Origin of the sequence: Frankia alni ACN14a, assembly GCF_000058485.1 — a bacterium.
GTDB classification, from domain to species: domain Bacteria; phylum Actinomycetota; class Actinomycetes; order Frankiales; family Frankiaceae; genus Frankia; species Frankia alni.
Window position 1 is genome coordinate 282478 of the sequence record NC_008278.1, and the last position, 23646, is coordinate 306123.

General features: G+C 71.4%; 16 protein-coding genes. 12 read left to right on the plus strand and 4 right to left on the minus strand.

Features of this window, described 5'->3' with window-relative positions; translation table 11 throughout:
* The first annotated feature begins 23 nt into the window (after positions 1 to 23).
* Positions 24 to 1643, plus strand: a complete 1620-nt coding sequence (locus FRAAL_RS01205; protein WP_083866967.1) for a serine/threonine-protein kinase — start codon at positions 24 to 26, stop codon at positions 1641 to 1643.
* Positions 1644 to 1755: 112 nt separating this feature from the next.
* Positions 1756 to 3900 carry a UvrD-helicase domain-containing protein gene (locus tag FRAAL_RS01210; RefSeq protein ID WP_041938648.1) on the plus strand — a complete coding sequence of 715 codons (2145 nt, stop codon included), beginning with the start codon at positions 1756 to 1758 and terminating at the stop codon, positions 3898 to 3900.
* 77 nt (positions 3901 to 3977) lie between these two features.
* Here the strand turns inward: FRAAL_RS01210 and FRAAL_RS01215 are convergent, their stop codons facing one another.
* On the minus strand, positions 3978 to 5015 hold the full coding sequence (locus tag FRAAL_RS01215) for a CobW family GTP-binding protein (RefSeq protein ID WP_041938649.1): 1038 nt from the start codon (positions 5013 to 5015) through the stop codon (positions 3978 to 3980).
* A 217-nt stretch (positions 5016 to 5232) separates the two neighbouring features.
* On the opposite strand from FRAAL_RS01215, the gene FRAAL_RS01220 reads away from it, so the two are divergent.
* The 3 genes from FRAAL_RS01220 (at position 5233) to FRAAL_RS01230 (ending at position 10237) form a co-directional block, all read left to right on the plus strand.
* Positions 5233 to 5520: a hypothetical protein gene (locus tag FRAAL_RS01220; protein ID WP_011601530.1), complete on the plus strand. Its 288-nt coding sequence runs from the start codon at positions 5233 to 5235 to the stop codon at positions 5518 to 5520.
* Between the two features lie 322 nt (positions 5521 to 5842).
* Positions 5843 to 8260: an ATP-binding cassette domain-containing protein gene (locus FRAAL_RS01225; RefSeq protein ID WP_041940046.1), complete on the plus strand. Its 2418-nt coding sequence runs from the start codon at positions 5843 to 5845 to the stop codon at positions 8258 to 8260.
* A gap of 141 nt (positions 8261 to 8401) precedes the next feature.
* The gene (locus FRAAL_RS01230; RefSeq protein WP_011601532.1) at positions 8402 to 10237 is read left to right on the plus strand and encodes a serine/threonine-protein kinase; all 1836 of its coding nucleotides are present in this window, start codon (positions 8402 to 8404) and stop codon (positions 10235 to 10237) included.
* A 150-nt stretch (positions 10238 to 10387) separates the two neighbouring features.
* On the opposite strand, the gene FRAAL_RS01235 is transcribed toward FRAAL_RS01230, so the two are convergent.
* Positions 10388 to 11695, minus strand: coding sequence for a carotenoid oxygenase family protein (locus FRAAL_RS01235; RefSeq protein WP_041938650.1), 1308 nt, complete (start codon positions 11693 to 11695; stop codon positions 10388 to 10390).
* A gap of 493 nt (positions 11696 to 12188) precedes the next feature.
* On the opposite strand from FRAAL_RS01235, the gene FRAAL_RS31135 reads away from it, so the two are divergent.
* On the plus strand, positions 12189 to 12377 hold the full coding sequence (locus tag FRAAL_RS31135; protein WP_011601535.1) for a keywimysin-related RiPP: 189 nt from the start codon (positions 12189 to 12191) through the stop codon (positions 12375 to 12377).
* 53 nt (positions 12378 to 12430) lie between these two features.
* Here the strand turns inward: FRAAL_RS31135 and FRAAL_RS32620 are convergent, their stop codons facing one another.
* Positions 12431 to 12775 carry a hypothetical protein gene (locus tag FRAAL_RS32620; RefSeq protein ID WP_011601536.1) on the minus strand — a complete coding sequence of 115 codons (345 nt, stop codon included), beginning with the start codon at positions 12773 to 12775 and terminating at the stop codon, positions 12431 to 12433.
* A 244-nt stretch (positions 12776 to 13019) separates the two neighbouring features.
* Here FRAAL_RS32620 and surE point away from each other — a divergent pair, with 244 nt between their 5' ends.
* The 4 genes from surE (at position 13020) to FRAAL_RS01255 (ending at position 20854) form a co-directional block, all read left to right on the plus strand.
* Positions 13020 to 13874, plus strand: a complete 855-nt coding sequence (gene surE, locus FRAAL_RS01240) for a 5'/3'-nucleotidase SurE (RefSeq protein ID WP_011601537.1) — start codon at positions 13020 to 13022, stop codon at positions 13872 to 13874.
* A 252-nt stretch (positions 13875 to 14126) separates the two neighbouring features.
* Entirely contained in the window at positions 14127 to 16613 is a 2487-nt protein-coding gene (locus FRAAL_RS01245) for a hypothetical protein (RefSeq protein WP_041938652.1), read from the plus strand.
* 123 nt (positions 16614 to 16736) lie between these two features.
* Entirely contained in the window at positions 16737 to 18155 is a 1419-nt protein-coding gene (locus FRAAL_RS01250) for a 3' terminal RNA ribose 2'-O-methyltransferase Hen1 (protein ID WP_041938653.1), read from the plus strand.
* Positions 18152 to 20854, plus strand: coding sequence for a polynucleotide kinase-phosphatase (locus FRAAL_RS01255; protein WP_011601540.1), 2703 nt, complete (start codon positions 18152 to 18154; stop codon positions 20852 to 20854). The genes FRAAL_RS01250 and FRAAL_RS01255 overlap by 4 nt, the downstream gene beginning before the upstream one ends.
* Before the next feature lie 15 nt (positions 20855 to 20869).
* Here FRAAL_RS01255 and FRAAL_RS01260 read toward each other — a convergent pair whose 3' ends face one another.
* A complete protein-coding gene (locus FRAAL_RS01260) occupies positions 20870 to 21169 on the minus strand; it encodes a hypothetical protein (RefSeq protein ID WP_041938654.1) in 300 nt (99 codons plus the stop codon).
* Positions 21170 to 21205: 36 nt separating this feature from the next.
* Here FRAAL_RS01260 and FRAAL_RS01265 point away from each other — a divergent pair, with 36 nt between their 5' ends.
* Positions 21206 to 22642, plus strand: a complete 1437-nt coding sequence (locus FRAAL_RS01265; protein WP_011601541.1) for a recombinase family protein — start codon at positions 21206 to 21208, stop codon at positions 22640 to 22642.
* A gap of 134 nt (positions 22643 to 22776) precedes the next feature.
* On the plus strand, positions 22777 to 23070 hold the full coding sequence (locus tag FRAAL_RS01270; protein WP_041940047.1) for a hypothetical protein: 294 nt from the start codon (positions 22777 to 22779) through the stop codon (positions 23068 to 23070).
* Positions 23071 to 23646 lie beyond the last annotated feature (576 nt).

Genomic DNA, 23646 nt, shown 5'->3' on the forward strand with positions numbered 1-23646 from the left:
GGGGCGCGATGGCCGGACGTTGGATGATCGATCGGCGGTACGAGCTGGAGGCTCTGCCGCTGGCTAAAGGAGGAATGGGCGAGGTCTGGGTCGGCCGGGACGTGAAGCTCGACCGGGAGATCGCAGTGAAGTTCGTCCGTTTTCCCGATGGCCGGCCCGACGAGGAGCTCGTTCGTCGTTTCATCCGTGAATCGCGAATAACCGCCCGGCTGGTGCATCCGGGGGTTCCCGCCGTCTACGACGCGGGCACCCACGAGGGGCGGCCCTATCTGGTCATGCAGCGGGTACATGGGATCAGCGTCGCCGATCTCGTTGCCGAGCAGGGAGCGTTGCCGATCGGGTGGGCGGCGGCGATCGCGGCCCAGGCCGCCGCGGTGCTGGCAGTCGCGCACCGGGCGTCCCTTGTCCACCGCGATCTCAAGCCGGCGAACCTGATGCTGGAGCCAGACGGCACGGTCAAGGTGCTCGACTTCGGCCTCGCGGTCGCACTTGACCGCACCGACCTGTCGAAGATCACTCTGACCGGACAGCATCTCGGCAGTCCCGCCTACATGGCCCCGGAGCAGGTGCTCGCCGGGCTCAGCGCGCCGGCCACCGACCTGTACGCGCTGGGCGCGACCCTGTTCGAGATGCTGACCGGCCGGCGGCTCTTCGCCGGGTCGTCGTCCTACTCGGTCATGCATCAGCAGGTCGAGGAAGTCCCGACCCGGGCCAGCGCTCTGCGCGCCGACGTTCCCCCAGGTCTCGATGCGCTGGTCGCCGACCTGCTGCGCAAAGCACCGGAGGAACGGCCCTCCGGCGCGGAGTCGGTGTATGAGGCGCTGGTCGGCTGGATGACGGACCTGGTTCCGCTTCCCGGAATCGTCGACCCCGCCGCGAATAACCCGGTCCGGATGTACAACCGGATCACCGCCTACGTGCATCCTCCCGCGCCGGCTCTGTCCGCGCCGATTACCACCGCGCCGACCTCACCCGTGCCTGGCTCTGACCTACCGGGGCCTGGCGTCGTGGAACCGGCACGGTCGGACGCGGTGGCTGTGCCGCAGCGGCGGTCGCAGTCCGCCGGCGGGATCGACCAGGTCGAGCTTCGCCGGGCCCGGGATGAGGCCCACTCGCTGGCCCGGGCCTCCCGATACAGTCAGGCCACCGCGATCCTGACGGAGGCGGTGGCTCGGGCCGGACGGGAGATGGGGGCTGACAGCGCCGACGTGCTCGGGCTCCGTCTCGAGCTCGCCGAGCTGTTGTTCGAGGGGGGTGACTTTCGCCGCGCCGTCAGCGAGTATGAGCGGCTGGTTGCCGACCTCGCCCGCCGGGATGGCCGGGACAGCGAGCGGCTGATGCTTGCGCGCCTGCGGGAGGCGACCTGCCGGGCCCTGACTGGTGAGACGCCGCGGGCGCTGGAGCAGCTCGGGGCGCTGCTGCCCGACGAGACGCGGGCGTTCGGCGCGGACGATCCCCGCGTCCTCGAACTGCGCCGCCAGATCGGGCTGTTGCAGCTCGGGGCCGGCCACCGGGCTGCCGCGGTCGAGACCCTCTCCGCCCTGCTCGTCGACCTGCTGCGGGTCTGGGGACCGGAGCATCCGATGGTGCCGGTGGTTCGGGAGCTGCTCGCGGGCGCGGATGCCGCGGCGGCGGTCCACTGAGCCCGCCGGCCCGCTGATCCTGGTGGTCCGCGCAGGGCCGACGAGGGGGCGGCATGCGGTCGGCGGGGGCGCCCGGGCAGTGGGATTCGAGCAATGGACGAGAGGCGGTGACGTGGCGCGGCTCGGGATCGACAAGGAGTTCCTGCTCGGATTCGCGGCCCTGGAGAAACAGGTGCAGAACCGGGTGCTCGACGTGTTCGCCAAGTTCGAGGCGGCGACCCACGCCGGTCTCCATCTGGAGAAGATCGGGAACGTCCGTGACGACCGGTTCCGGACGATCCGCATCGACAGGTTCTGGCGGGGCGTGGTGCTTGCTCCGGACAGCGGCGACACCTACACGTTGCTGCGGGTGTTGCCGCATGACGACGCCTACGCCTGGGCCCAGCGGCGTCGCGTGTCGGTCAATGCGGCAACGGGCCGGAACGAGATTCGTGACGTGGTCGCGATCGATGCGACGCTCCCGGAGTTGACCAGGCGGGCCGAGCAGGCACCCAGCCGGCTGTTCGCAGACGTGGCGGACAAGGATCTGCGCCGGCTCGGCATCGACGAGCAGACGCTGGCCTTCGCTCGTGTGCTGACGGATGTGCGGCAGCTCGAGATGGCGCGCGGCTTCCTTCCCCCGAACCAGTGGGACGCCCTGTTCGGCCTGGCGGCGGGGATGACGCCGGAGGAGGTGTGGGCCGAGATCGGGGCCGCGTCCGAGGCCGACCGGGCATCCTTCGACGCCGATGACGTGGTCGCCGCGGTCGAGCGCAGCGCGGATCGGGTGGTTCTCGTGGACGGGCCAGAGGAACTGCTGGAGGTGTTCCGGCACCCGTTTGCCCTGTGGCGGGTATATCTGCACCCGACCCAGCGTCGTATCGCTCAGGCTCGTTTTCGGGGGCCGGCACGGGTGACCGGCGGGCCGGGGACCGGGAAGACCGTCGTGGCCCTGCACCGCGCGCGTGATCTCGCCTCACAGGGGGTCGGTCGGGTGCTCCTGACCACCTTCACCTCGACGATGTGCGACTCGCTGGCCGCAGACCTCGACCTGTTGGTCCACGATCCGCTGGAACGCGAACGGATCACCGTCGCGACGGTGAACAAGATTGCTTACGACGTCTTTCGGGCCTGGCAACCTCAGCCGACCATCCTGACCGACGCTGAGGAACGCGCGGTGTGGCGCACCGCCACTCGCGGTCTCGGCCTCCCGTTCTCCGAGAGCTTTCTCTCGGAGGAATGGCGGCAGGTCATCCTCGCACAGGAGATCCTCACGGAGGCGGGGTATCAAAAGGCGCGTCGGGCCGGGAGGGGCCGTCCGCTCGGCCCGCGCCAGCGAGCTCAGGTGTGGGCCGCCTGGCGGCAGTTCGATCGAGAACTGCGCGCCTCCGGCCGGTGGACTCATGAGATGATCTGTGTCGAGGCGGCACGTCTGCTGGAACGGGCACCGCATCGGCCATACCGGCATGTGGTGATCGACGAGGCGCAGGACCTCAGCCCGGTGCAATGGCGCTTCCTGCGGACGGCGGTCAAGCCAGGCGCGGACGACTTCTTCCTCGCCGGCGACGCCCACCAGCGCATTTACCACAACCGAGTGAGCCTGAGGGAGCTCGGCATCCAGGTGGTCGGCCGGTCTGCGCGGCTGACGGTGAACTATCGGACGACCGCGGAGATCCTCGCCTGGAGCCTGGGAATGCTTCGCGGCGAACCGATCGACGACTTGGACGGCGGTCTGGATTCGGTGGCCGGCTACCGGTCGGAGCTCCATGGGCCCGTGCCTCGGCTACAGGGCTTCGCAACCTGGAACGATGAGATCCGGGAAGCCGCCGAACAGGTGCGGGCCTGGATCCGTGCCGGCGTGGCACCGGACGAGATTGGTGTCGCCGTGCGTTCCAACAAATTCGCCGAATCCTTACTGCCCGCCCTGCATCGGCTTGGCGTTCCCGCGCGGCTGCTGGCCCGGTTGCCCGAGCAGCAGCCTGCGCCGATCGAACGGGCTGGAGGTCCGGCGGTTGCGGTCGGCACTATGCACCGGATGAAGGGGCTGGAGTTCCGGTGCCTGACGGTTCTTGGTGTCGGCGAGCGTCAGGTGCCCGCCCCGGGCGCGGTCACGCCAGCCGGGGAGGACGAAATCGCACACGCCCAGGACGTCCAGCGAGAGCGATGCCTGCTCTTCGTCGCCTGCACCCGTGCACGGGAGGAGCTGTACATCTCCTGGCATGGCGCTCAGAGCCCGTTTCTCGCCCAGCTCGGCCCGGCCGCCGTTCGCTCTACGTGATCCGCCGCCGTGATCGGTGAGCATTTCCCTGGCAGTGCGTCGGCCGGCGCGGGCGTACAGCACCGCCCCGAGACGGATCAGGTGCTCAGGCGCCGGTAGCGGGCGAGGCGGCGTGCCCCGTCCGGCGCGGGCCGGCCGGTCTGGGGCTGCAGGGCGGCCTCGAGCCTGGTGCGGACGGAGGACTCGTCGAGATGCATCCCGATCGCGACGAGTCCGCTGGGCCCGTCCGTCACGGGCCTGGCCGCGACGTGGATCTGGCGTCCGACGACGTTGACGACGTGGCCGCGCAGGCTCCGCCCGGTGTCCACGGTCACGGTGCCCTTGAGCCGGTAGATGTCCGCGGGCAGGTCCTCGAGCAGGTCGACCAGCCGGCCGGGATCGACCGGGCCGGTGGCACCGACGGTCACCGCGCGGACGCGCGGGTGCGGCTCGCCGTCATGGTCGCCGTCGTGGTCGTGCCGGGCCAGGGCCGCGAGCGGGAGTTCGTCGACCGGGTCGTGCGGGCTGGCGGCGTCGAACACGAGAGCCGGGTCGACGCGACCATGGGTGGTGTCGACGACGTGGGCGTGGGGATTGCTCGCGCGGATCCGGTCGGCGATCCGCGCCACCGTCTCGGCGCGGTGGGCCGGCGCAACCCGGTCGGTCTTGTTGATCAGGACGAGGGAGGCCGACGCGAACCGGGCCGGCGGCAGGCCGCCCGTGTCGACGGTGTCGACGGTGTCGAAGTAGGCGGCGGCGTCGACCACGTCGACGAGACCGCCGGGGCGCACGCGGTCCACGGTGCTGAACCGGATGAGCCTGGCGAGATGCGGCGGGTCGGCCACGCCGCTGGCCTCCACGATCACCGCGTCCAGCCGCAACCGCGGATGGGTCAGCTTCGCCAGCGCCTGGTCCAGGCCGTCGGTGTCCGGCAGGCAGCACAGGCAGCCGCCCGCGATCGAGGCCGGCTCGTCCACCTGGCCGGTGACCAGCGCGGCATCGACGTTGATCGCGCCGAAGTCGTTGACCACGACCCCGAGGCGCGCCCCGGGCGCCTGGAGCAGGTGGTTGAGTACCGTCGTCTTGCCCGCGCCCAGGTATCCGGTAAGCGCGATCACGGGTACCCGCACGCCCATCCCCGCCTGCCTCCTCCCGTCCCGGCCACGAAGACTATCCGCCCACCTCGCGGGGAGCCCCATAGGGCCCGCCACCGGAGTGGAAAAGCATCGCCAAGCCCAAAGGTAGTTGTCGGAATGCTTGCTAGGATCGGCGCGCGGGGGACAGCGCCAAGGCCCGGCGGTCGAGAAGTCCGGCCGTGACAGGCGTCCGCGGATAATCCGAAAGGGCATTCCTGTGAGCAGCAAGCTCAACTGGCTCGTCTGCAAGGTCGGCTGCATCGAGTGCGGCATGATAGAAGACCCGGCGCTGAGAATCATCGGAGTTTACGCGGACGAGCCGGCGGCCATCACCGCCGCGCGCGATACTGCGCAGACGATCGCGAAACGTTGGGGGATGACCAATTCCGACGAGCCGTACCGGGTGAACGCGGCGGAAATGCTGGGTACACGCATGGGCGCCGGCTGGATGTGGACGCCGGCTGACCACGAACAGGTCTTCGCGGTGCAGGTCCCCGGGCCCTGAGCAGGGATGCGGGCTGGAACCAGCCGGCGGTCCGCGACCACCACGCCTACATCAGTCCGACCGGCGGCTGGCACTGGGACCGGTACGGCATCGAGGCGGCCCTCCAGATCCAGCGGGCGGCGAAGACGCTGCATCCCACGGAGTTCGCCGGGCTGAAAATCGTCCAGGAGACGAAGAACTTCTTCCGTGACTTCCTGCACCACAACCTGATCGACGCCCAGGCGACCAGGATCGTCGCCGCCGAGAATCCCGCCTGGTTGCCGGAGCGTGGCGAGGGCGGTGTACTGCACGGGGTTGGTCGGGCTGACGGATGGAGACGTGGATGAGCAGGGTCGCCGGGGCGGGCACGGACTTGCCTGCGCCGCACGTCGCCGACAGCCACGATCTGATCCGCGTGCAGGGCGCTCGGGAGAACAACCTCGCCGACGTCAGCATCGAGATCCCGAAGCGCCGGCTGACGGTGTTCACCGGCGTCTCGGGCTCGGGCAAGAGCTCGCTGGTGTTCGCCACGATCGCCGCGGAGTCGCAGCGGATGATCAACGAGACGTACAGCGCCTTCGTGCAGGGCTTCATGCCGACGCTGGCGCGTCCCGACGTCGACCTGCTCGACGGCCTGACGACCGCGATCATCGTCGACCAGCAGCGGATGGGCGGCGACGCCCGGTCCACGGTCGGCACCGTCACCGATGCGGGCGTGCTGCTGCGCATCCTGTTCAGCCGGCTCGGCCAGCCCCACGCCGGCCCGCCGGGCGCGTACTCCTTCAACGTGCCGTCGGTCCGGGCCAGCGGTGCGATCACGGTCGAACGCGGCGCTTCCAGGGCGGTGAAGACGACCTACACCCGCACCGGCGGGATGTGTCCGCGCTGCGAGGGCCGGGGCGCGGTCAGCGACTTCGACCTGACCCAGTTGTACGACGAGAGCAGGTCGATCAACGAGGGTGCGCTCCTCGTCCCCGGCTACAGCGTCGACGGCTGGTACGGGCGCATCTTCGGCGGCTGCGGCTTCTTCGACCCGGACAGGCCGATCCGCAGGTTCACCAAGCGGGAGCTGCACGACCTGCTGTACAAGGAGCCGACCAGGATCAGGGTCGACAACGTCAACCTGACGTACGAGGGGCTGATCCCGAAGATCCAGAAGTCGTTCCTGGCCAAGGACGTCGACGCGCTGCAGCCGCACATCCGCGCGTTCGTGGAGCGGGCGGTGGTCTTCACGACCTGTCCCGACTGCGGCGGCAGCCGGCTCAGCGAGGCGGCCCGATCGTCGAAGATCGCCGGGATCAGCATCGCCGACGCCTGCGCGATGCAGATCAGCGACCTCGCCGACTGGGTGCGCGAGCGGGCCGAGCCGTCGGTGGCACCGCTGCTCGCGGCGCTGCACCACACCCTCGACTCGTTCGTGGAGATCGGGCTCGGCTACCTCGCGCTCGACCGGCCGTCGGGCACGCTGTCGGGTGGCGAGGCGCAGCGCGTCAAGATGATCCGCCACCTCGGTTCCTCGCTCACCGACGTCACCTACGTCTTCGACGAGCCCACCATCGGCCTGCACCCCCACGACATCGCGCGGATGAACGACCTGCTGCTGCGGTTGCGGGACAAGGGCAACACGGTGCTCGTCGTCGAGCACAAGCCGGAGACGATCGCGATCGCCGACCACGTCGTCGACCTCGGCCCCGGCGCCGGCACGGCGGGCGGCACCGTCTGCTTCGAGGGAACCGTCGCCGGGCTGCGGGCCAGCGGCACCCTCACCGGCCGCCATCTCGACGACCGGGCCGCCCTCAAGGAGACGGTGCGCACGCCCACCGGGCGGCTGGCGATCCGCGGCGCGACGGCGAACAACCTGCGCGACGTCGACGTCGACATCCCCCTCGGGGTGCTGGTCGTCGTCACCGGCGTCGCCGGCTCCGGCAAGAGCTCGCTCGTGCACGGGTCCCTGCCGGCCCTGTTCGGCGAGAAGGCCGTCGAACCGGCCGGCGGGGCGCTGGTGTCGATCGACCAGACCGCGATCCGCGGCTCGCGCCGGAGCAACCCGGCGACCTACACCGGACTGCTCGACCCGATCCGCAAGGCGTTCGCGAAGGCCAACGGGGTGAAGCCGGCGCTGTTCAGCGCCAACTCCGAGGGCGCCTGCCCGACCTGTAACGGCGCCGGTGTCATCTACACCGACCTGGCGATGATGGCCGGCGTCGCGACGACCTGCGAGGAGTGTGAGGGCCGACGGTTCGAGGCCTCGGTGCTGGACCACCATCTCGGCGGCCGGGACATCAGCGAGGTGCTCGCGATGTCGGTGACCGAGGCCGCGGAGTTCTTCGGCGCCGGCGAGGCGCGCACGCCGGCCGCGCACACCATCCTCGGCCGGCTCGCCGACGTCGGGCTCGGCTACCTCAGCCTCGGCCAGCCGCTGACCACGCTGTCCGGCGGCGAGCGGCAGCGGCTGCGGCTGGCCACCCACCTGGCTGCCAAGGGCGGCGTCTACGTCCTCGACGAGCCGACCGCCGGCCTGCACCTGGCCGATGTCGAGCACCTGCTCGGCCTGCTCGACCGGCTCGTCGACGCCGGCAGGTCGGTCATCGTCGTCGAGCACCACCAGGCGGTCATGGCGCACGCCGACTGGATCATCGACCTCGGCCCCGGCGCCGGCCACGACGGCGGCCGGATCGTCTTCGAGGGCACCCCCGCCGACCTCGTCGCCGCCCGCTCCACCCGCACCGGCGAGCACCTCGCGGCCTACATCGGCGCCTGATCGGGCGCCTGACCTTCTCGGCCGTGAGTAAATTGGCATTTCCGCTGGTTAACGTTCGATCAGACCTGCGTGCGTCATATGCCCGGTATGTCTGCGAGAATCGCGCCGCTGGCATGCTGAACGCAGGGAGGGCGGCGGGCGTTGGCGAGAAGGCTGGGAAGTTCCTACATCCTGGAGACGGTGATCGGTCGGGGTGCGATGGGCGAGGTGTGGCGTGGCCGCGACGAGGACGGCGCGCCGCTCGCCTTCAAACTCCTGCTGCCGGAACTCATGGTGGACCCGCAGATCGTCGCCCGGTTCATGCGGGAACGCTCGGTGCTCCTCCGGGTCGACTCGCCCTTTGTCGTGCGGGTCCGTGATCTCGTCGCCGAGCGCGGTGACCTGGCCATCGTCATGGACTTCATCGAGGGTTCCGACCTGCGTCGTGAACTGATACGGCGCCGAACGGTCCCACCCTCGGAGGCCGTGGCGACGATTGTCGACATTCTGACAGGGCTCGATGCCGCGCACGAGCTCGGCATCATTCATCGCGACCTCAAACCCGAGAACGTGCTGCTCGACCGGCATGACGGCGGGTATCGCCCGAAGATCTCCGACTTCGGGATCGCCGGGCTGACGGACGCGTCGACGCGGCTGACCATCGGGCCGGGCCTGCTCGGTACTCCGCTCTACATGGCACCCGAGATGATCGAGGAGGGCGTCGCCGGTCCGCCCGCGGACATCTATGCCGCCGGGCTCATGCTCTACGAGCTGCTGTGCGGGGTCACGCCGTTCAGCGGGCGAGCGCCGCTGGCGCTCCTGCGGGCGCACGTCGATCTCCTGCCCGGCCGCCCGCCGAACCTCAGCGACGAACTGTGGTCCGTCCTCGCCGCCATGCTCGCCAAGGACCCGGCCGAGCGGACCGGGGCCGATCAGTTACGGGCTCTCCTGCCGGACCTGCACGGGTTGCCCGCGAGCCCGCCACTGGCCACCCCGCCGCTGGCCACTCTGACGCCGGGTAGCCTGCCGCCGGCCACTCTGCCGCCGATTGCCGTGCCGCCGGACGCCGTGCCGTCCGACGCCTCGCTGCTGGACGCCGTCCCGCCGGACGCCGCCGTTGCGATCGGCCCCGACCCCGACCGACCTGGACATTCCTCCGCCGAGCCGGGTGGGCGGGGCCGACGTCGACTCCTCGTCGTCGCTCTCGGCATCGTCGTCGTGATCGTGGCCACGGCGGCGGCCCTCGTGTCGACGACCGGCTCGTCGTCCGACCCATCCAGGCGGCTCCTGATCCAGGCAGGGACCAGGGACCAGCAGGCGAGGGCGGGGCAGCCCGCCGCCACGGCCGGCCCGAGTCCCGGTGCTTCCGCTCGCGCCGACGGCGCCGGGTCACCGGCACCGACATCGATGCCGGCCTCCGCATCGACACCGGAACCGGGGTCCGGACTGGCACCGGAACCGGGGTCCGGACTGGCACCGGGGTCCGCACCGCAACCGGCACCGGCACCGGCGTCCGCCGTGCGCGTGGCGCATCCGACGGCCCCACCCCCGCAACGCCCGGCTGGTCCCGCCGTCGCGGCGCCGCCCGCCGTCGCGGCGCCCGCGCAGGGCGTTCTCGGCAGGACCTTTACCGACGTCGCGACCCATAGCTGCCTCGACAGCAATGCACAGGGGCAGGTCTACACGCTGGGTTGCAACCAGGGCAACTACCAGCACTGGGTGTACGCGGCCGGGAACGACGGGGTGCGGCTCAGGAATGCCCAGACCAACAACTGCGTGGGCAGCAGGGCGAATCCCGCGCCGGACGGAACCAGGTACCAGGGCACGGTGTACGCCATCGGCTGCGACGGCGGGGCCGCGCAGCTCTGGACCACGTCCAGCGACGGCGCCGGAATGACCTTCCGAAACGCCGCCACCGGCGAGTGCCTGGACAGCAACGCCGATGGACGCGTCTACACCCAGGGCTGCAACCACGGCGACTACCAGCGCTGGGGCTAGGCCGTGCCGGTGGTCAGCCGGGTGTCGAGGGTGTCGAGGGTGTCGCGGACTCTCCATGTGAGGGCGGTCACGGCAGGTGGCGACGTACGGGCTACAGTGCGTGGCCGAGGAGAAGTCCGGCAGGTTGCCGGGCGGATCCTGCCGCGGGTCCTACTGGTCGGCGATCCAGCAGCCGTGGAAGCCGGCGGGGACCCGACGGGGCAGGGCTACCGACGCCACGTTGGCAAGGTCGGTGGCGGCCAGGACGAGCAGCTCGGAACCGCGCCCGGCCGGGTCGGTCACGATCGAGATCAGCCAGCCGTCGTCCTCCGAGCGGGCCTCGGGCGCGGCAACGAAGATCGCTTCGCCGGGGGTGGCACCGAGAGACCGGACCCTGCTCGCGCCGGTCCGGCCGTCGTACTTGACGATCGCGTCCTGGCTGACGGAGTAGAGGAAGCGGTTCGGCCGCCCCACCCGCTGGTCGTTGAGGGTGGGGAACTCGACCGCCCGGTCGTCGAGAGCCTGCTCCCTGACCACCCCGTTCGCCGGGTCGATCAGCCAGCGGTGGGCGAAGCCGTCGGCGATCATGCCCGCCTCGGTCGGGGCTCCGCCGAGGCGGGGCCAGATCGCCGCGAAGCGGGCGCGGTCGTAGCGGACGGCGTCGAGGCAGACCCGTCCGGCGTCGTCGACGTGGGCGTTGCCGACGTGAAAGACGTAGCAGGGGTCGATGTCGAACCACCGCGTCTCGCCGCCGTCGCGCGCCATGACGCCGATGCGCGCCCCGTAGGCGTCGTCCCACCGGTAGGGCATCCCCTGCCCGAGGAGCGCGAGGTCGAAGACGACCGGCAGGTCGAGCCACACGACATGGCTCTCGGTGATGGCGAAGTCGTGCATCATCGTCGGGCCCGGCACGTCGATCACTCTGCTCTCGACGAGCTCGCCGGCCGCCGAGAGCCGGTGGTAGGTCAGGTACGGCGGGGCCATGCCGTAGCCGAAGAACAGCAGGTCACCGGTGAGCGGGTCCCGCTTGGGATGCGCGGTCATGGCGGTCGCGAGTCTCCCGCCGAAGTCGCACGGCCCGGTCGTCGCCAGCTCGGACGTCAGCTCGTACGGCAGGCCGACCTCCACCAGTGCGAGGATGCGGCCGGCGTGCCGGATCACGCTGGTGTTCGCGGGAACGGCCGTCAGATCGAATCCGGCGGGACCCACGAACGGCGCACCGGCCAGCTCGCGGGTGCGTACCCAACGGTTGCGGTACCACTCGGCGCGGCCGTCGCGCAGCCGGACGCCGTGGATCATCCCGGCGCCGGTGAACCAGTGCCCCGGGTCCGCGCCGGGGGGCGGGTTGGGGCCGTTGCGGAAGTAGCGGCCGCGCAACGCGTCGGGCAGCGCACCGGTGACCGGCAGGTCGACGGCATCAATCTCGTCGGCCACGGGCGCGAGCAGGCCGCTGAGGTAGGTGGGGGTACTCGCCGTCATCAATGTCTTCTCCGATCCCCGTGGTCGGCCGACCCGGTGGGCACGGCCTCCACCCCGCCAGCGATGGTCCGTCCTCGACGTCTGGTCGGCAATCCGGAGCCGGACTTCGGCCGCGGGACCTTCACCGCGGTGATGGGGCCCTCCGGCTCGGGCAAGTCCAGGCGTTCACCCTCGTGCCATCGCTGAGCGCCGAGCTCAACGTCGCGTTGCCGCTGCGGCTGGCCGGCCGCCGGCCGCGCCGCCGGGAGGTCCGCGATGTGCTGGAGCCACCCGGTTCGCGCCCGACTCGGCAGCCTGGCCGGCAGCCTCCGGCGGTACTGAACCGTGAGTGAACCGTAGCTGGACCTCGGAGATGCAGGCTTGTAGTTGCAGGTTCACAAGTTGCACGGTCAATGAGTGGGGAGCCAACGCCGGAGGCCGGACAGCGACGGCAGCCACCAGAGCTGGCCGAGCACCCCAAGGGTGACGGGCTCGAAACTCGGATGGGAAAGGTATGAAGGCGACATATGAGGCGCCGGTCCTCCAGGATCAGGGATCGTTCCGGAAGGCCACCGGCTTCATCGGCTTCTTCGGAGGCTGGGGCTGGGGTGGTTGGGGCGGCCACCGGCATCACTGGGGCCGCTGGGGCCACCGGGGCCACGGCGGTTGGGGCGGCTGGGGCGGTTGGGGCGGTTGGGGCTGATAGCCCACCAACCCACCAGCCCACCAGCCCAGCAGCCCACCAGTCCGACATCATCAACGAGCAGAAACCGAGTGGCGACGAGCCGGCGAGCGGCCGTCGCCACTCGTCGTTTCCGGTCGCCGGGTCCGGCGGTGCCCGTCGCGTGCGAATCTTTCCAGGAACAGGCGATAGGAGGATCCCGGCTTCAGAATGTCGTCCCCGCCGACGCCGCCGGTATCGGTCTGTCGTATTCGGATGGCGCTGGGCCACGTGCCGCGGACAACCTCCGTGACATGTACGTCGGTGATCGTGAATGGTAGGCCGGAGATGGCCTTGGTCTGGGTCCTGTCGGTCTCCTGAACTCGAACGATCGCGTCGGAGTCTGCTTTCATCTCGGCGATGCAGTGCAGGGCGGTCACGCTGTTGACGCCATCGCTCGGTGGCTGCCAGGGTACTTCCAAGCCAGAAGTTACGCTGTTCTTCGCGGAAAGTTCTTCCAAGTCGGAAAACGCGCCATCCCGACGGCTCTAGGTTCACGGCATGAAGAAGCGCAGAATCTCAGCCGTCCTCGGCGCGGCCCTCCTCTGTTCCCTGGTCGGCATAGCGCCGAGCGCGTCGGCGGCCGGTCCCGGTGCGACCGCCCCCGCGCACGGAGTTACCCCGGTGCGTCCACTGCACATTCTGCTCACCAACGACGATGGATGGCGGGGCACCGGAGGCTCCGACACCCCACTGATCGTCGCCCTGCGCGACGCCCTCAAGGCCGCCGGTCATGACGTCGTCGTCGTGGCACCCGGCACCGACCAGAGCGGCCAGGGCGGTCGTATCTCCGCACCCCCGCTGCAGCTCACGGTCGCCAGGCCCGAGCCATCGGTGTGGACGGTCACCCCGGGATCACCCTCGGACAGCGTGTTCTTCGCCTTCGACCAGGTCTTCACGAACGCCAAGCCCGACCTGGTCGTCTCCGGGATCAACCCCGGCAACAACCTCGGCCAGGCGGTCAACCACTCGGGCACCGTCAACGCGGCCGCGACCGCGCTCGAGTTCGGAGTGCCCGCGATCGCGGTCAGCCTGCAGACCTCGAGCACCTGGCGGGAGGGAACGGTCGTCGCTGCGAAGAGCTCGGCCGCCTACGTGGCGGATCTCGTCGCGCGGCTGGAAGGCCGGTCGCAGCACGGTGCGCTGATGCCCCCGGGAGTCGGTCTCAACGTCAACTACCCGCTCCTGGCCGGCCCCGTCGACCCCGCCACCGGCAAGCCCGGTTCGGTGCTGCCCCCCAGAGGGGTCCGGCCCACCACGCTGGACACCGGCGTGGCCCTCGACCTCGGCTACACGCCGACCAGCGGGCAGGCGGGACAGCCGGGTACCTACACGATCGGGCTCACCCCGAACGACCAGGCCGCTCCCGCGGGTACCGACACCCGTGCCGTCCAGGACGGATACGTCAGCCTCACTCCACTGGAGGCGGACCGGGACGTGGACGGCTCCACCGAGAGCTGGCTCCACCGCATTCTCTGACGGTCGGAATTACGGGGACGTAGGGGATCTTCTACGCAGGACTGGCAGATCGTGCTGCTCCTCTTCCACCGCGGGTGGCCGGTGCGGTGAGCAGGAAAACGCAATCCGCCCCGGTCACCACACGGTGCAGGGAACCGGGATGTGGCTCCGTGAACTCCCTCGTGCCCGGCGAACGTGCCAGATGCGCGACGAGATCCGGGGCCGGTCCTGGACGGAGGGGAGATGCGTGATGATCCGAGCGCTCCTTGTCACATGGTGACCACTCTGACCCGGATGGGTCTCGAGGGGCCTTCGGCCGAGGGAGCGGCCCGGGCTACCGCACTGGTCGCGGAGGCGGTGGCCTACGCCCGAGGACTTGCTGACCTGAAGGAGACGGGCTACCAGGCGGCGGCGGACCTCGACCGGCGGCTGACGGGTCGAGCCGCCCTCATGCTGGCGCTGGACACGCCGCGCGCGGCGCGACTGCTCGCCGATTCGGAGGTGGTGCGCCGCACCCTCGCCACCGGCGCAGCGTCCGCCGCCGAGCAGTCCGCCGCGGACCGGGTGCGTGCGGCCTGTCACACGCTCGGGTTCGACCCGAAGGCGCGCGACCCGAAGGCGCGCGACGCGCCAGGCCGGCTCGTCGGGGACCTGACCGTGGAACAGGTCGTCGCCGCGGCCGCGGCCGTCGGTCGGATGTCGCGGCTGGCCGACTCGCTCACCGATCGGGCCGCCCGGGCGTCGGCGAGGCGCTGGTCAGCCGCGCTGGCTGCCGGACCGCCCGTGGAGCGGGAATTCACGGCCATTCGCCGGCGACTCGACAGCGTGCTGACATCGTCGGGACCGGGCGGTCCCGAGACGGACCCGTCCCGCCTCGCCACCCGCCTGCTGTCGGAGTCGGAGCTCGTCCACTGGCCGGTGCTCGCGGCGCGGCTCGCCCGTATCGGCGAGGCCATCCGCCACGCGCGGATCGCCGCGATGGTGCGTGCCGCGAAGGCCCGGCTGACCGACCTGCAGGCGCAGCGCCGCCGGCAGGCGAGCGTGCGTGGTGGCGTCCACCTGGCCGGTCGGATGGGCCGGGCGGCGAACCTCCGCCCGCCGGCCTGGCCGCTCGCGGCTCCCCACGGCGAGACGCTGGCCTGGCTGCGCCGTCTTGTCTGCGCGCCGCTGCACACCCCCGACGTGGAACGAGCGCTGGCCGCAAGGCTGGGCGCGGACCTGTTCGACCTGCGCAGACCACCCCCGGAGCCGGCCTTCCTCGCCGGCGTCGACATCGGGAACCTGCGGCCCGAGCATGTCGCGCCCTTCCTGCGCCGCATCAGCATGACCCGCCCCGTTCCGAGCGCCGAGGAGTTGTCGGAGGAATCCCTCGAGGCCGACCGCGGCGCTGTCAGCTGGGCGCGGCGCTCGGCGGACGAGCGGCGCTGGGGGCAGGCGGCCGACACCGGGGCGCCGCTGCTGCCGGAGGTGGTCGGAATACCGCATGTGGTGCACGGAATCTGGTTGGGCCAGCCGATGCCCGCGCGGACGGCCTTCCGCGACAACTACGGTGCGGCGGCCCGCCGGTACGCGGGCCAGGTCACCGTGGTGCTGTGGACGGATATCCCGCGTGCGCAGTGTGCGGCCGTCCTGGCCGAGCCCGCCCCCCTGGTCGGCGCGGCCGACCCGCTCCGGTACGTCCGCACCCTGGCGACCTGGGCCCGTGACAACGACGTGGCGCTGGTCAACGTCGACGAGGTCTTCCACGCCGACCATCCGCTGTACCTGCGTCCGCAGTACGTCCTGGAGATGGCGAAGCAGCGTCCCCGCGGCTACACGAGCGCGACCGATCATCTGCGGGTGGAACTCGTCCACACCTTCGGAGGTCTCTACATCGACGGCGACATCCGATTCGACGCCGGATCGCCGGAAGGCGGGCACCCCGGCTCGGTCCCCGACCTGCTCGCGGCCGTCGCCGCCTCCACCTGTGGCTTCACCCTGAACATCCTGCCGATCGACCTCGGCATCAGCAACGACCTGATCGTCGGATCCGCCCGCCATCCGGCGCTGCGCCTGTGGATGGAATGCGCCAGGCTCAACTACTTCCCTCTGCAGCGGGAGATTGTCGGCGGCCTCGGGATGATGGCGCGGCCGTACGTCGGAGCCTCTCACCAGGGGCTGCGCCACCTCGCCCCGCACCGCACGGGACGGGTCCACCACGTCCCCCTCAAGCTGCTGGGCATCACCCGTGACGACCTCACCCCCACCGGGGGAGCCGTCGTCACCGCCAACGAGATCACCTGGGTGCCCCGCGGGCGGGAACGAGTCGAGTTCGACGTGACCGGCGCCGATCCCGCCGATCCGGCCACCCGGGACGAAGTGCTGACGCGGACGATGAGGCTCGTGACGTTCCTGCTCTGGCAGCTCGTGGCCAGGGAGGGCAACCTGTATCTGTCGGCGGTGGAGCCCGTCGTCCTCGCCCTGCCGGACCCGGACGCGGTCTGGATCGCCCTGCTGGGTTTCATCGCCGCTGCCGGCGCCGCGCGCGCTCTCGTCACGTCGGTCACCGACCACCGCCGCGGTGAGGACGGCACCCTCGAGTACATCCGGCTACCCCGCGAGGCGGAGGCGTTCCTGGATCGGGAGGCCAGTCCGCCGTCCTGGTTCGGCAGCGAACTGGCCGAACTCGACCGGCCGGTGTGGCTCCTCGACGAGGCCGTCACCCCGGTCGCCCTGCGCACGCCGTCGGCGGCAGCCGCGGTGCTCGCCGGCCGGGCATGATCGGACCGTTCGGGAACTTCCTTGCCCTGGAGGATTCGACGTCTGATTCGTCCCTCTGGAAAGCCGCGGCAGGCCGAAAAATGATGCGACGCGGGGGGATTGTCTGAGCAAGACTGTTCAGTCGTGCTGCTGACCCTCGCCACGACGCATCCGCCGGCCCGCGACCTCGGGTTTCTGCTGCACAAGCATCCGGACCGGGTGCACTCGTTCACCGAGCCGATGGGCACGGCGCACGTGTTCTACCCGGAGGCGACCGACGACAGGTGCACCGTCGCCCTGCTGCTGGAGGTGGACCCGGTCGGACTCGTGCGGGGGCGCAAGGGGGCGCCGGGGGAGGGGTTCGCGCTCGCCCAGTACGTCAACGACCGGCCATACGCCGCGTCGAGCATGCTCGCGATGGCGCTCAAGGACGTCTTCCGCACGGCCATGACCGGCCGCTGCAACGCGCGGCCGGAGCTCGCCGCCGCGGCCATCCCGCTGGAGATCCACGTGCCGGCGGTCGCCTCCCGGGCGGGCTCGGACCTGCCGCGTCGCCTGTTCGAGCCGCTCGGCTGGCGGGTGGCGGTGGCGACCGGCCCGCTTGATCCCGACGTTCCCGCGTGGGGCGAGTCGCCCTACCTCGACGTCCGGCTGAGCGGGACGCTCCGGCTCGCCGAGGCGCTCAACCACCTGTACGTCCTGCTGCCGGTCCTCGATGACGCCAAGCACTACCGGGTCGGCGGCGACGAGGTCGACAAGCTGCTGCGGGCCGGCGCCGACTGGCTGGCGAGCCATCCGGAGTCCGACCTCATCGCCCGCCGGTACCTGTCCCACCGCCGCGAGCTGACCCGTTCGGCGTTGGCCCGCCTCGCCGAGGTCGACGACACCGAGCCCGAGCAGCTCGACGACGCCCTCGGCGGCGCCGTCGAGCTGGACCCGCCGGACCGCCCGCTCTCCCTGGCCGAGCAGCGCCGCGGTGCGGTGCTCGCCGTGCTGCGCTCGCATGCCGCCCGCCGGGTCGGCGACCTCGGCTGCGGCGAGGGCCTGCTGGCCCGGGAGCTGCTCGGGGAGCGGACGATCGAGCACGTCCTCGCCGCGGACGTGTCCGCGCGGGCGCTGCGCATCGCGGGGAGTCGGCTGGGGGTGGAACGGATGAGCGACGCCCAGCGGGCCCGCCTCACCCTCATCCAGTCGTCGCTGACCTACCGGGACGAGCGGCTGACCGGGCTGGACGCCGCGGTGCTGATGGAGGTCGTGGAGCACGTCGACCCCTCGCGGCTCAGCGCACTCGAGGCGACCGTCTTCGGCTATGCCGCCCCGGGCCTGGTGCTCGTCACCACCCCGAACGTGGAGCACAACGTCCGCTTCGCCACGCTGCCCGCGGGGGCGCTGCGCCACCGGGACCACCGCTTCGAGTGGTCCCGGGCGCAGTTGCGCGCCTGGGCCGGGCGGGTGGCCGCCGAGCACGGCTACACCGTCCGCCACCTGCCGATCGGTCCGGATGACCCCGAGGTCGGGCCGCCGACGCAGCTGGCCGTCTTCAGCCGGGCGGTGGCCGCATGACGCCCGACCGCGCCGAACCATCGCCGCCGTCGGGCTCGTCGCCGCTGTCGGGCTCGTCGCCGCCGTCGGGCTCGCCGTCGCCGCGGCAGCTTGGCGTTCCCGCGCTCAGCCTGGTCGTCCTGGTCGGGGTGAGCGGCTCGGGGAAGTCCACGTTCGCGCGGACCCACTTCCGGGCCACCGAGGTGATCTCGTCCGACTTCTGCCGCGGCCTGGTCGCCGACGACCCCAACGACCAGTCCGCGACGCCGGAGGCGTTCGAGCTGCTGCGCTACATTGCCGGCAAGCGCCTGGCGGCCGGACGGCTCACGGTGATCGACGCGACCAACGTCCAGCCGGACGCGCGCCGCCCGCTGGTCGCCCTAGCGCGCGAGCACGACGTGCTGCCCGTCGCGATCGTCCTCGACGTGCCCGAGGGGGTGTGCGCGGCGCGCAACGCCAGCCGCGCCGACCGCGACTTCGGCCCGCACGTCCTGCGCCGCCAGCGCGACCAGCTCCGGCGCGGGCTGCGGGGGCTGTCGCGCGAGGGGTTCCGCACCGTCCACCTGCTGCGCGGCGAAGGCGAGATCGCGGACGTCGGCATCACCCGGACGCCGCTGTTCAACGACCTGCGGCACGAGTCCGGCCCGTTCGACGTCATCGGGGACATCCACGGCTGCCGCGCGGAGCTGGAGACGCTGCTGGACCGCCTCGGCTACGCCGTGCGCCGCGACGAGGCGGGCCGGGCGGTCGGCGCCGTGCACCCGGACGGCCGTCGAGTGATCTTCGTGGGTGACCTCGTCGACCGCGGCCCGGACACTCCGGGGGTGCTGCGGCTGGCGATGGGGATGGTCGCCGCCGGCGAGGCGTTCTGCGTGCCGGGCAACCACGAGAACAAGCTGCTGCGGGCGCTGCGCGGCCGGGACGTGCGCATCGGCCACGGCCTGGCCGAGTCGCTCGCACAGCTCGCGACGGAGCCGGCGCAGTTCCGGGCGGAGGTCGAACGCTTCCTCGACGGACTGATCTCCCACTACGTGCTCGACGACGGCCGGCTGGTCGTCGCGCATGCCGGCCTGCCCGAGCGCTACCACGGCCGCGCCTCCGGGCGGGTTCGCGAGCTCTGCCTGTACGGGGAGACGACGGGTGAGAGCGACGAGTACGGCCTGCCGGTGCGCCACCCGTGGGCGCTGGAATACCGGGGCCGGGCGACGGTGCTCTACGGCCACACGCCCGTGCCGACCCCGGAGTGGGTGAACAACACCCTCTGTGTCGACACCGGGTGCGTCTTCGGCGGGAGCCTGTCGGCCCTGCGCTACCCGGAGCGTGAGCTCGTCGCGGTGCCGGCGGCCGAGGTCTACTGGACGCCGGCGCGGCCGTTCCCGGCCAACCCCGAGGCCGTGGACTCCACCGAGCGGCCCACGGCGGGATCCGTGGCGGCGGGAGCGGCCGCGGTGGGATCGGCCGCGGTGGGCCGCCGGGATCCCGACGTCCTCGACCTCACCGACGTGCTGGGCACCCGGGTCGTCGAGACGCGCCACCAGAAGCGGATCAGCGTGCGGGAGGGAAACGCGGCCGCCGCCCTGGAGGTGATGAGCCGGTTCGCGATCGACCCGCGGTGGTTGCTGCACCTGCCGCCGACGATGAGCCCGGTGGCCACCTCCACCGTCGCGGACCTGCTCGAACATCCCGACCAGGCCTTCGAGGCCTACCGCGACGCCGGCGTCGACGCGGTGGTCTGCGAGGAGAAGCACATGGGTTCGCGGGCGGTCGCGCTGGTGTGCCGGTCGCTCGACGCGGCGCGGGCCCGGTTCGGCGCGCCCGACGACCGGGCCGGCGCGGTGTGGACGCGCACCGGCCGGCCGTTCTTCCCCGGCGAGCTCACCGCGGAGCTCGTCGAGCGGTTGCGTGCCGCCGCCGAGGCGGCCGGGCTGTTCGACGAGCTGGCCACCTCCTGGCTGTTGTTCGACGCCGAGCTGCTGCCCTGGAGCGCCAAGGCCGGGCAGCTCCTGCGCGATCAGTACGCCGCGGTCGGCGCGGCTGCGCGCGCGTCCCTGCCGCTCGCGGTCGACCTGCTAGAGCAGGCGGCGCGGGGCGGCCTGGCGGTGGGCGACCTGCTGGCCCGCACCCGATCCCGGGCGGCGAACGCCGCCGCCTTCAGCGCCGCCTACCGGCCGTACCAGTGGCCCACCGACGGCCTGCGCGGGGTTCGGATCGCCCCCTTCCAGGTGCTGGCGAGCGAGGGCGCGGCCCACCACACCCGGCCGCACGCCTGGCACCTCGACCTCGCCGACCGGCTGGTGGCCGCCGACCCCGATCTGGTCGCGCCGACCCGGCGGATCTTCGTCGACACCACGGAGCCGGACTCGGTCGCGACGGCGACCGCGTGGTGGACCGAGCTGACCGCGGCGGGCGGTGAGGGGATGGTCGTCAAGCCCGCGGCGAACCTGACCGTCGGCCGCCGCGGCATCGTCCAGCCGGGGCTGAAGGTGCGCGGCCGGGAGTACCTGCGGATCATCTACGGCCCGGACTACACCGAGCCGGCCAACCTGGAACGCCTGCGGGAACGCGGCGTCGGGCACAAGCGCTCACTCGCCCAGCGCGAATACGCCCTCGGGCTGGAGGCGCTCGACCGCCTCGCGCTCGGCGAACCGCTGTGGCGGGTGCACGAATGCGTCTTCGCCGTGCTCGCCCTGGAATCCGAGCCGGTCGACCCGCGGCTGTGAGCCGCCTGGTCACCATCATTGTTCTTCGGACTGACCGCCGCGGTGGGGCTCGGGGTTGAGGAGGGCGTGGATCGAGTCGATGAGGCTGAGGCGGCCGCCGTCGGGGGTGTGGATGGCGGTGGGGGTGATGTGGCGGGTGGCGTGGGCGAGTCTGCTGGCGGGTTCGGGTCCGGGCAGCAGGGGTGGGGCGGCGGTGAGGACCCGGCCGTCGGCGGTGCGGGCGGTGACGGTGCCGTCGGGGGCGCGGTCGAGGCGGATGTCGTCGTCGTGGACGGCCCGATGATGGGCCGAGCAGATCAGCAGTAGCCGGCTCACGCCCTGATTAAGGCACTGCCGTTTTAGAATAGTTCTATGACGGTAACTGATCCTTTCGTCACGGTGGTGGGTGTTCCGGGGCCTGTGCGTCCGGTGGGCTATGTGCGTATCTCGTTGGATCGGGAGGGCGCGGGTCTGGGGGTTGCCCGTCAGACTGCGGACTTGAACGATGTGGCGGATCGGCTGGGCCTGCCGCGTCCGGAGGTGGTGACGGACAACGACGTGTCGGCGTATTCGAAGAAGCGGCGTCCGGGGTATGAGGAGGTGCTGGCCGGGATCGCGTCGGGCCGGTGGAACGTGTTGCTGGTCTGGCATGTGGACCGGTTGACGCGTAGCCCGAAGGAACTCGAAGAGATCGTGGACCTGGCGAATCGGACCGGGCTGCGTATCGAGACGGTCAAGGGCGGCCGTGTGGACCTGTCGACGGGTGAGGGCCGGTTGCACGCGCGGATCCTGGGCGGGTTGGCGCGGTATGAGTCGGAGCACCGTTCGGACCGGGTCCGACGGAAGATGTTGCAGAACGCCGAGGCGGGTTTGCCGCATGGGGGCATGCGGCGTCCGTTCGGTTATGAGCCTGACGGGATGACGGTCCGCCCGGCGGAAGCGGAAGTGATCCGCTGGGCGGTTGGTGGGGTGATCGCGGGCCGTCCGCTGCGCGCGCTGGTGGCTGAGTTGAACGATGCGGGCGTGGCGACGTCGCAGGGGGCGCGCTGGTCGTCGTCGACACTGCGGGGCATCCTGGTCCACGGGCGGGTTGCCGGGTTCCGGGTGCATCAGGGTCGGATCCTGGGCCCGGCGGCGTGGCCGGCGATCGTGGACGTGGCACGGTGGGAGTTGTGCCGGGCGGTGCTGACCGATCCGGCGCGGCGGAGCTCTCCGGGGAACAAGCCGAACCGGTTGCTGTCCGGGATCGCGGTCTGCGGCCGGTGTGCGGGGGCGATGCGGTCGGGGGGGAACCGTGCCGGTCAGCAGATGTACCGTTGTCGGTCGCAGAACCATCTTCGGCGGCGGGGGGATCTCGTCGACGATGTGGTGACCCGGTTCGTGGTCGGCTGGCTGGCCCGCGACGGGGTGACGTTCGACGTGCCGGATGTCGCGGTTCCCACCCATGATCTGCGGGCGCGCGCCGATGAGGTCCGGTTGCGTATCAGTCAGGTCGAAGACGCCCTGGTCGGTGATCCGACCGATGATCTGCGGGATGTTTCCGTCGACGGGTTGAAGCGGAACCTGGCCCGGTTGCGTGGGAAGCTCGAAGACCTGGAACGGGACGAGAAACTGACGGTTCTGCCGTCGGCGTTGCATGGGGTGACGGCGGAGAACTTTCCCGGGCTGCCGTTGGATCGGCGGCGGAGCATCGTCGACTACCTGTGCAAGGTCACGGTCCTGCCCACCAGTAAGGGCGGGCATGCGGGCGAAGAGTCCATTGACGTGATTCCGCATCCGGACCGTTTCCCGGCTGCGGTGGCGGCATAGCGTCGCCCATGACATCCCCGCGGGCAATGGACCGTGCGGGATTGGCAAGGAATAGGCGGCCCGGGACGGTGTTGCGAGCACCAGCCCCGGGCCTTGATCCCAATCCTGAGCGAACAGGAGAGGAACCCGTGAGCATGATGCCAGAGGTGCGGATCGGTGGGGGTAGCCGGTCAACGGTGGGTGTGGATCTTCAGGCGCATCCGGGAGAGGCGGCGGATGTGTATCTTCCGGCGGCGGGTCCGCGGTTCTCGGTGCTGCGGCCGACGTTGATCCTTCCGGCGGGGGTGCGGGTGAGCGTGGCGTCGGACATGCCGTATGACGTGGCGGCGCGGTGGTGGGACTCGGTGACGGTGTCGGCGACGATGGCAAGTCAGTGGTACGCCTCGCACGTCAACGGCTGGCCGGGTGGGGGGCAGCAGAACAGGTAGCACGCGCACGGCGCTTCGGGCGGCCGGTAACCCTGCGGGGTTACCGGCCGTCGTCATGTCCGGGCCCGGTGCGCCCGGCGGCAGCGTCTCGGGTGCGCTGACAGGGGCGGGCTCGTCATCTGGGCGGGTCAGAGTCGTTCGGGGCGGCGATCCTCACCGGAAACGGCGCGCACACGGTGCTCGGGCGGCCGGAAGGGGCCCAGAGGCACCGGAAACCCGATGCCCTCCACCCTGAATCGTCACTTCCGTTTCGTTGCGCGCATGACGGAATGATGCGACGAAACGTTAAGGGGTGGGTGTTCCGGTGAGTCACGGGCGGTGCGCGCGGCTCGATGCCGTCTGAGCAGGAAGAATACCCGTCCACGGGGCTACCGGGGCCTTGGCCGATGCGCGGTGCTCGGGTGGGGCGGCCGGTCGGGTTCGGGGGCGCGGGCGGCGCTGGGCTCGAGTCGGGTGGGGCGGCCGGTCGGGTTCGGGGGCGCGGGCGGCGCTGGGCTCGAGTCGGGTGGGGCGGCCGGTCGGGTTCGGGGGCGCGGGCGGCGCTGGGCTCGAGTCGGGTGGGGCGGCCGGTCGGGT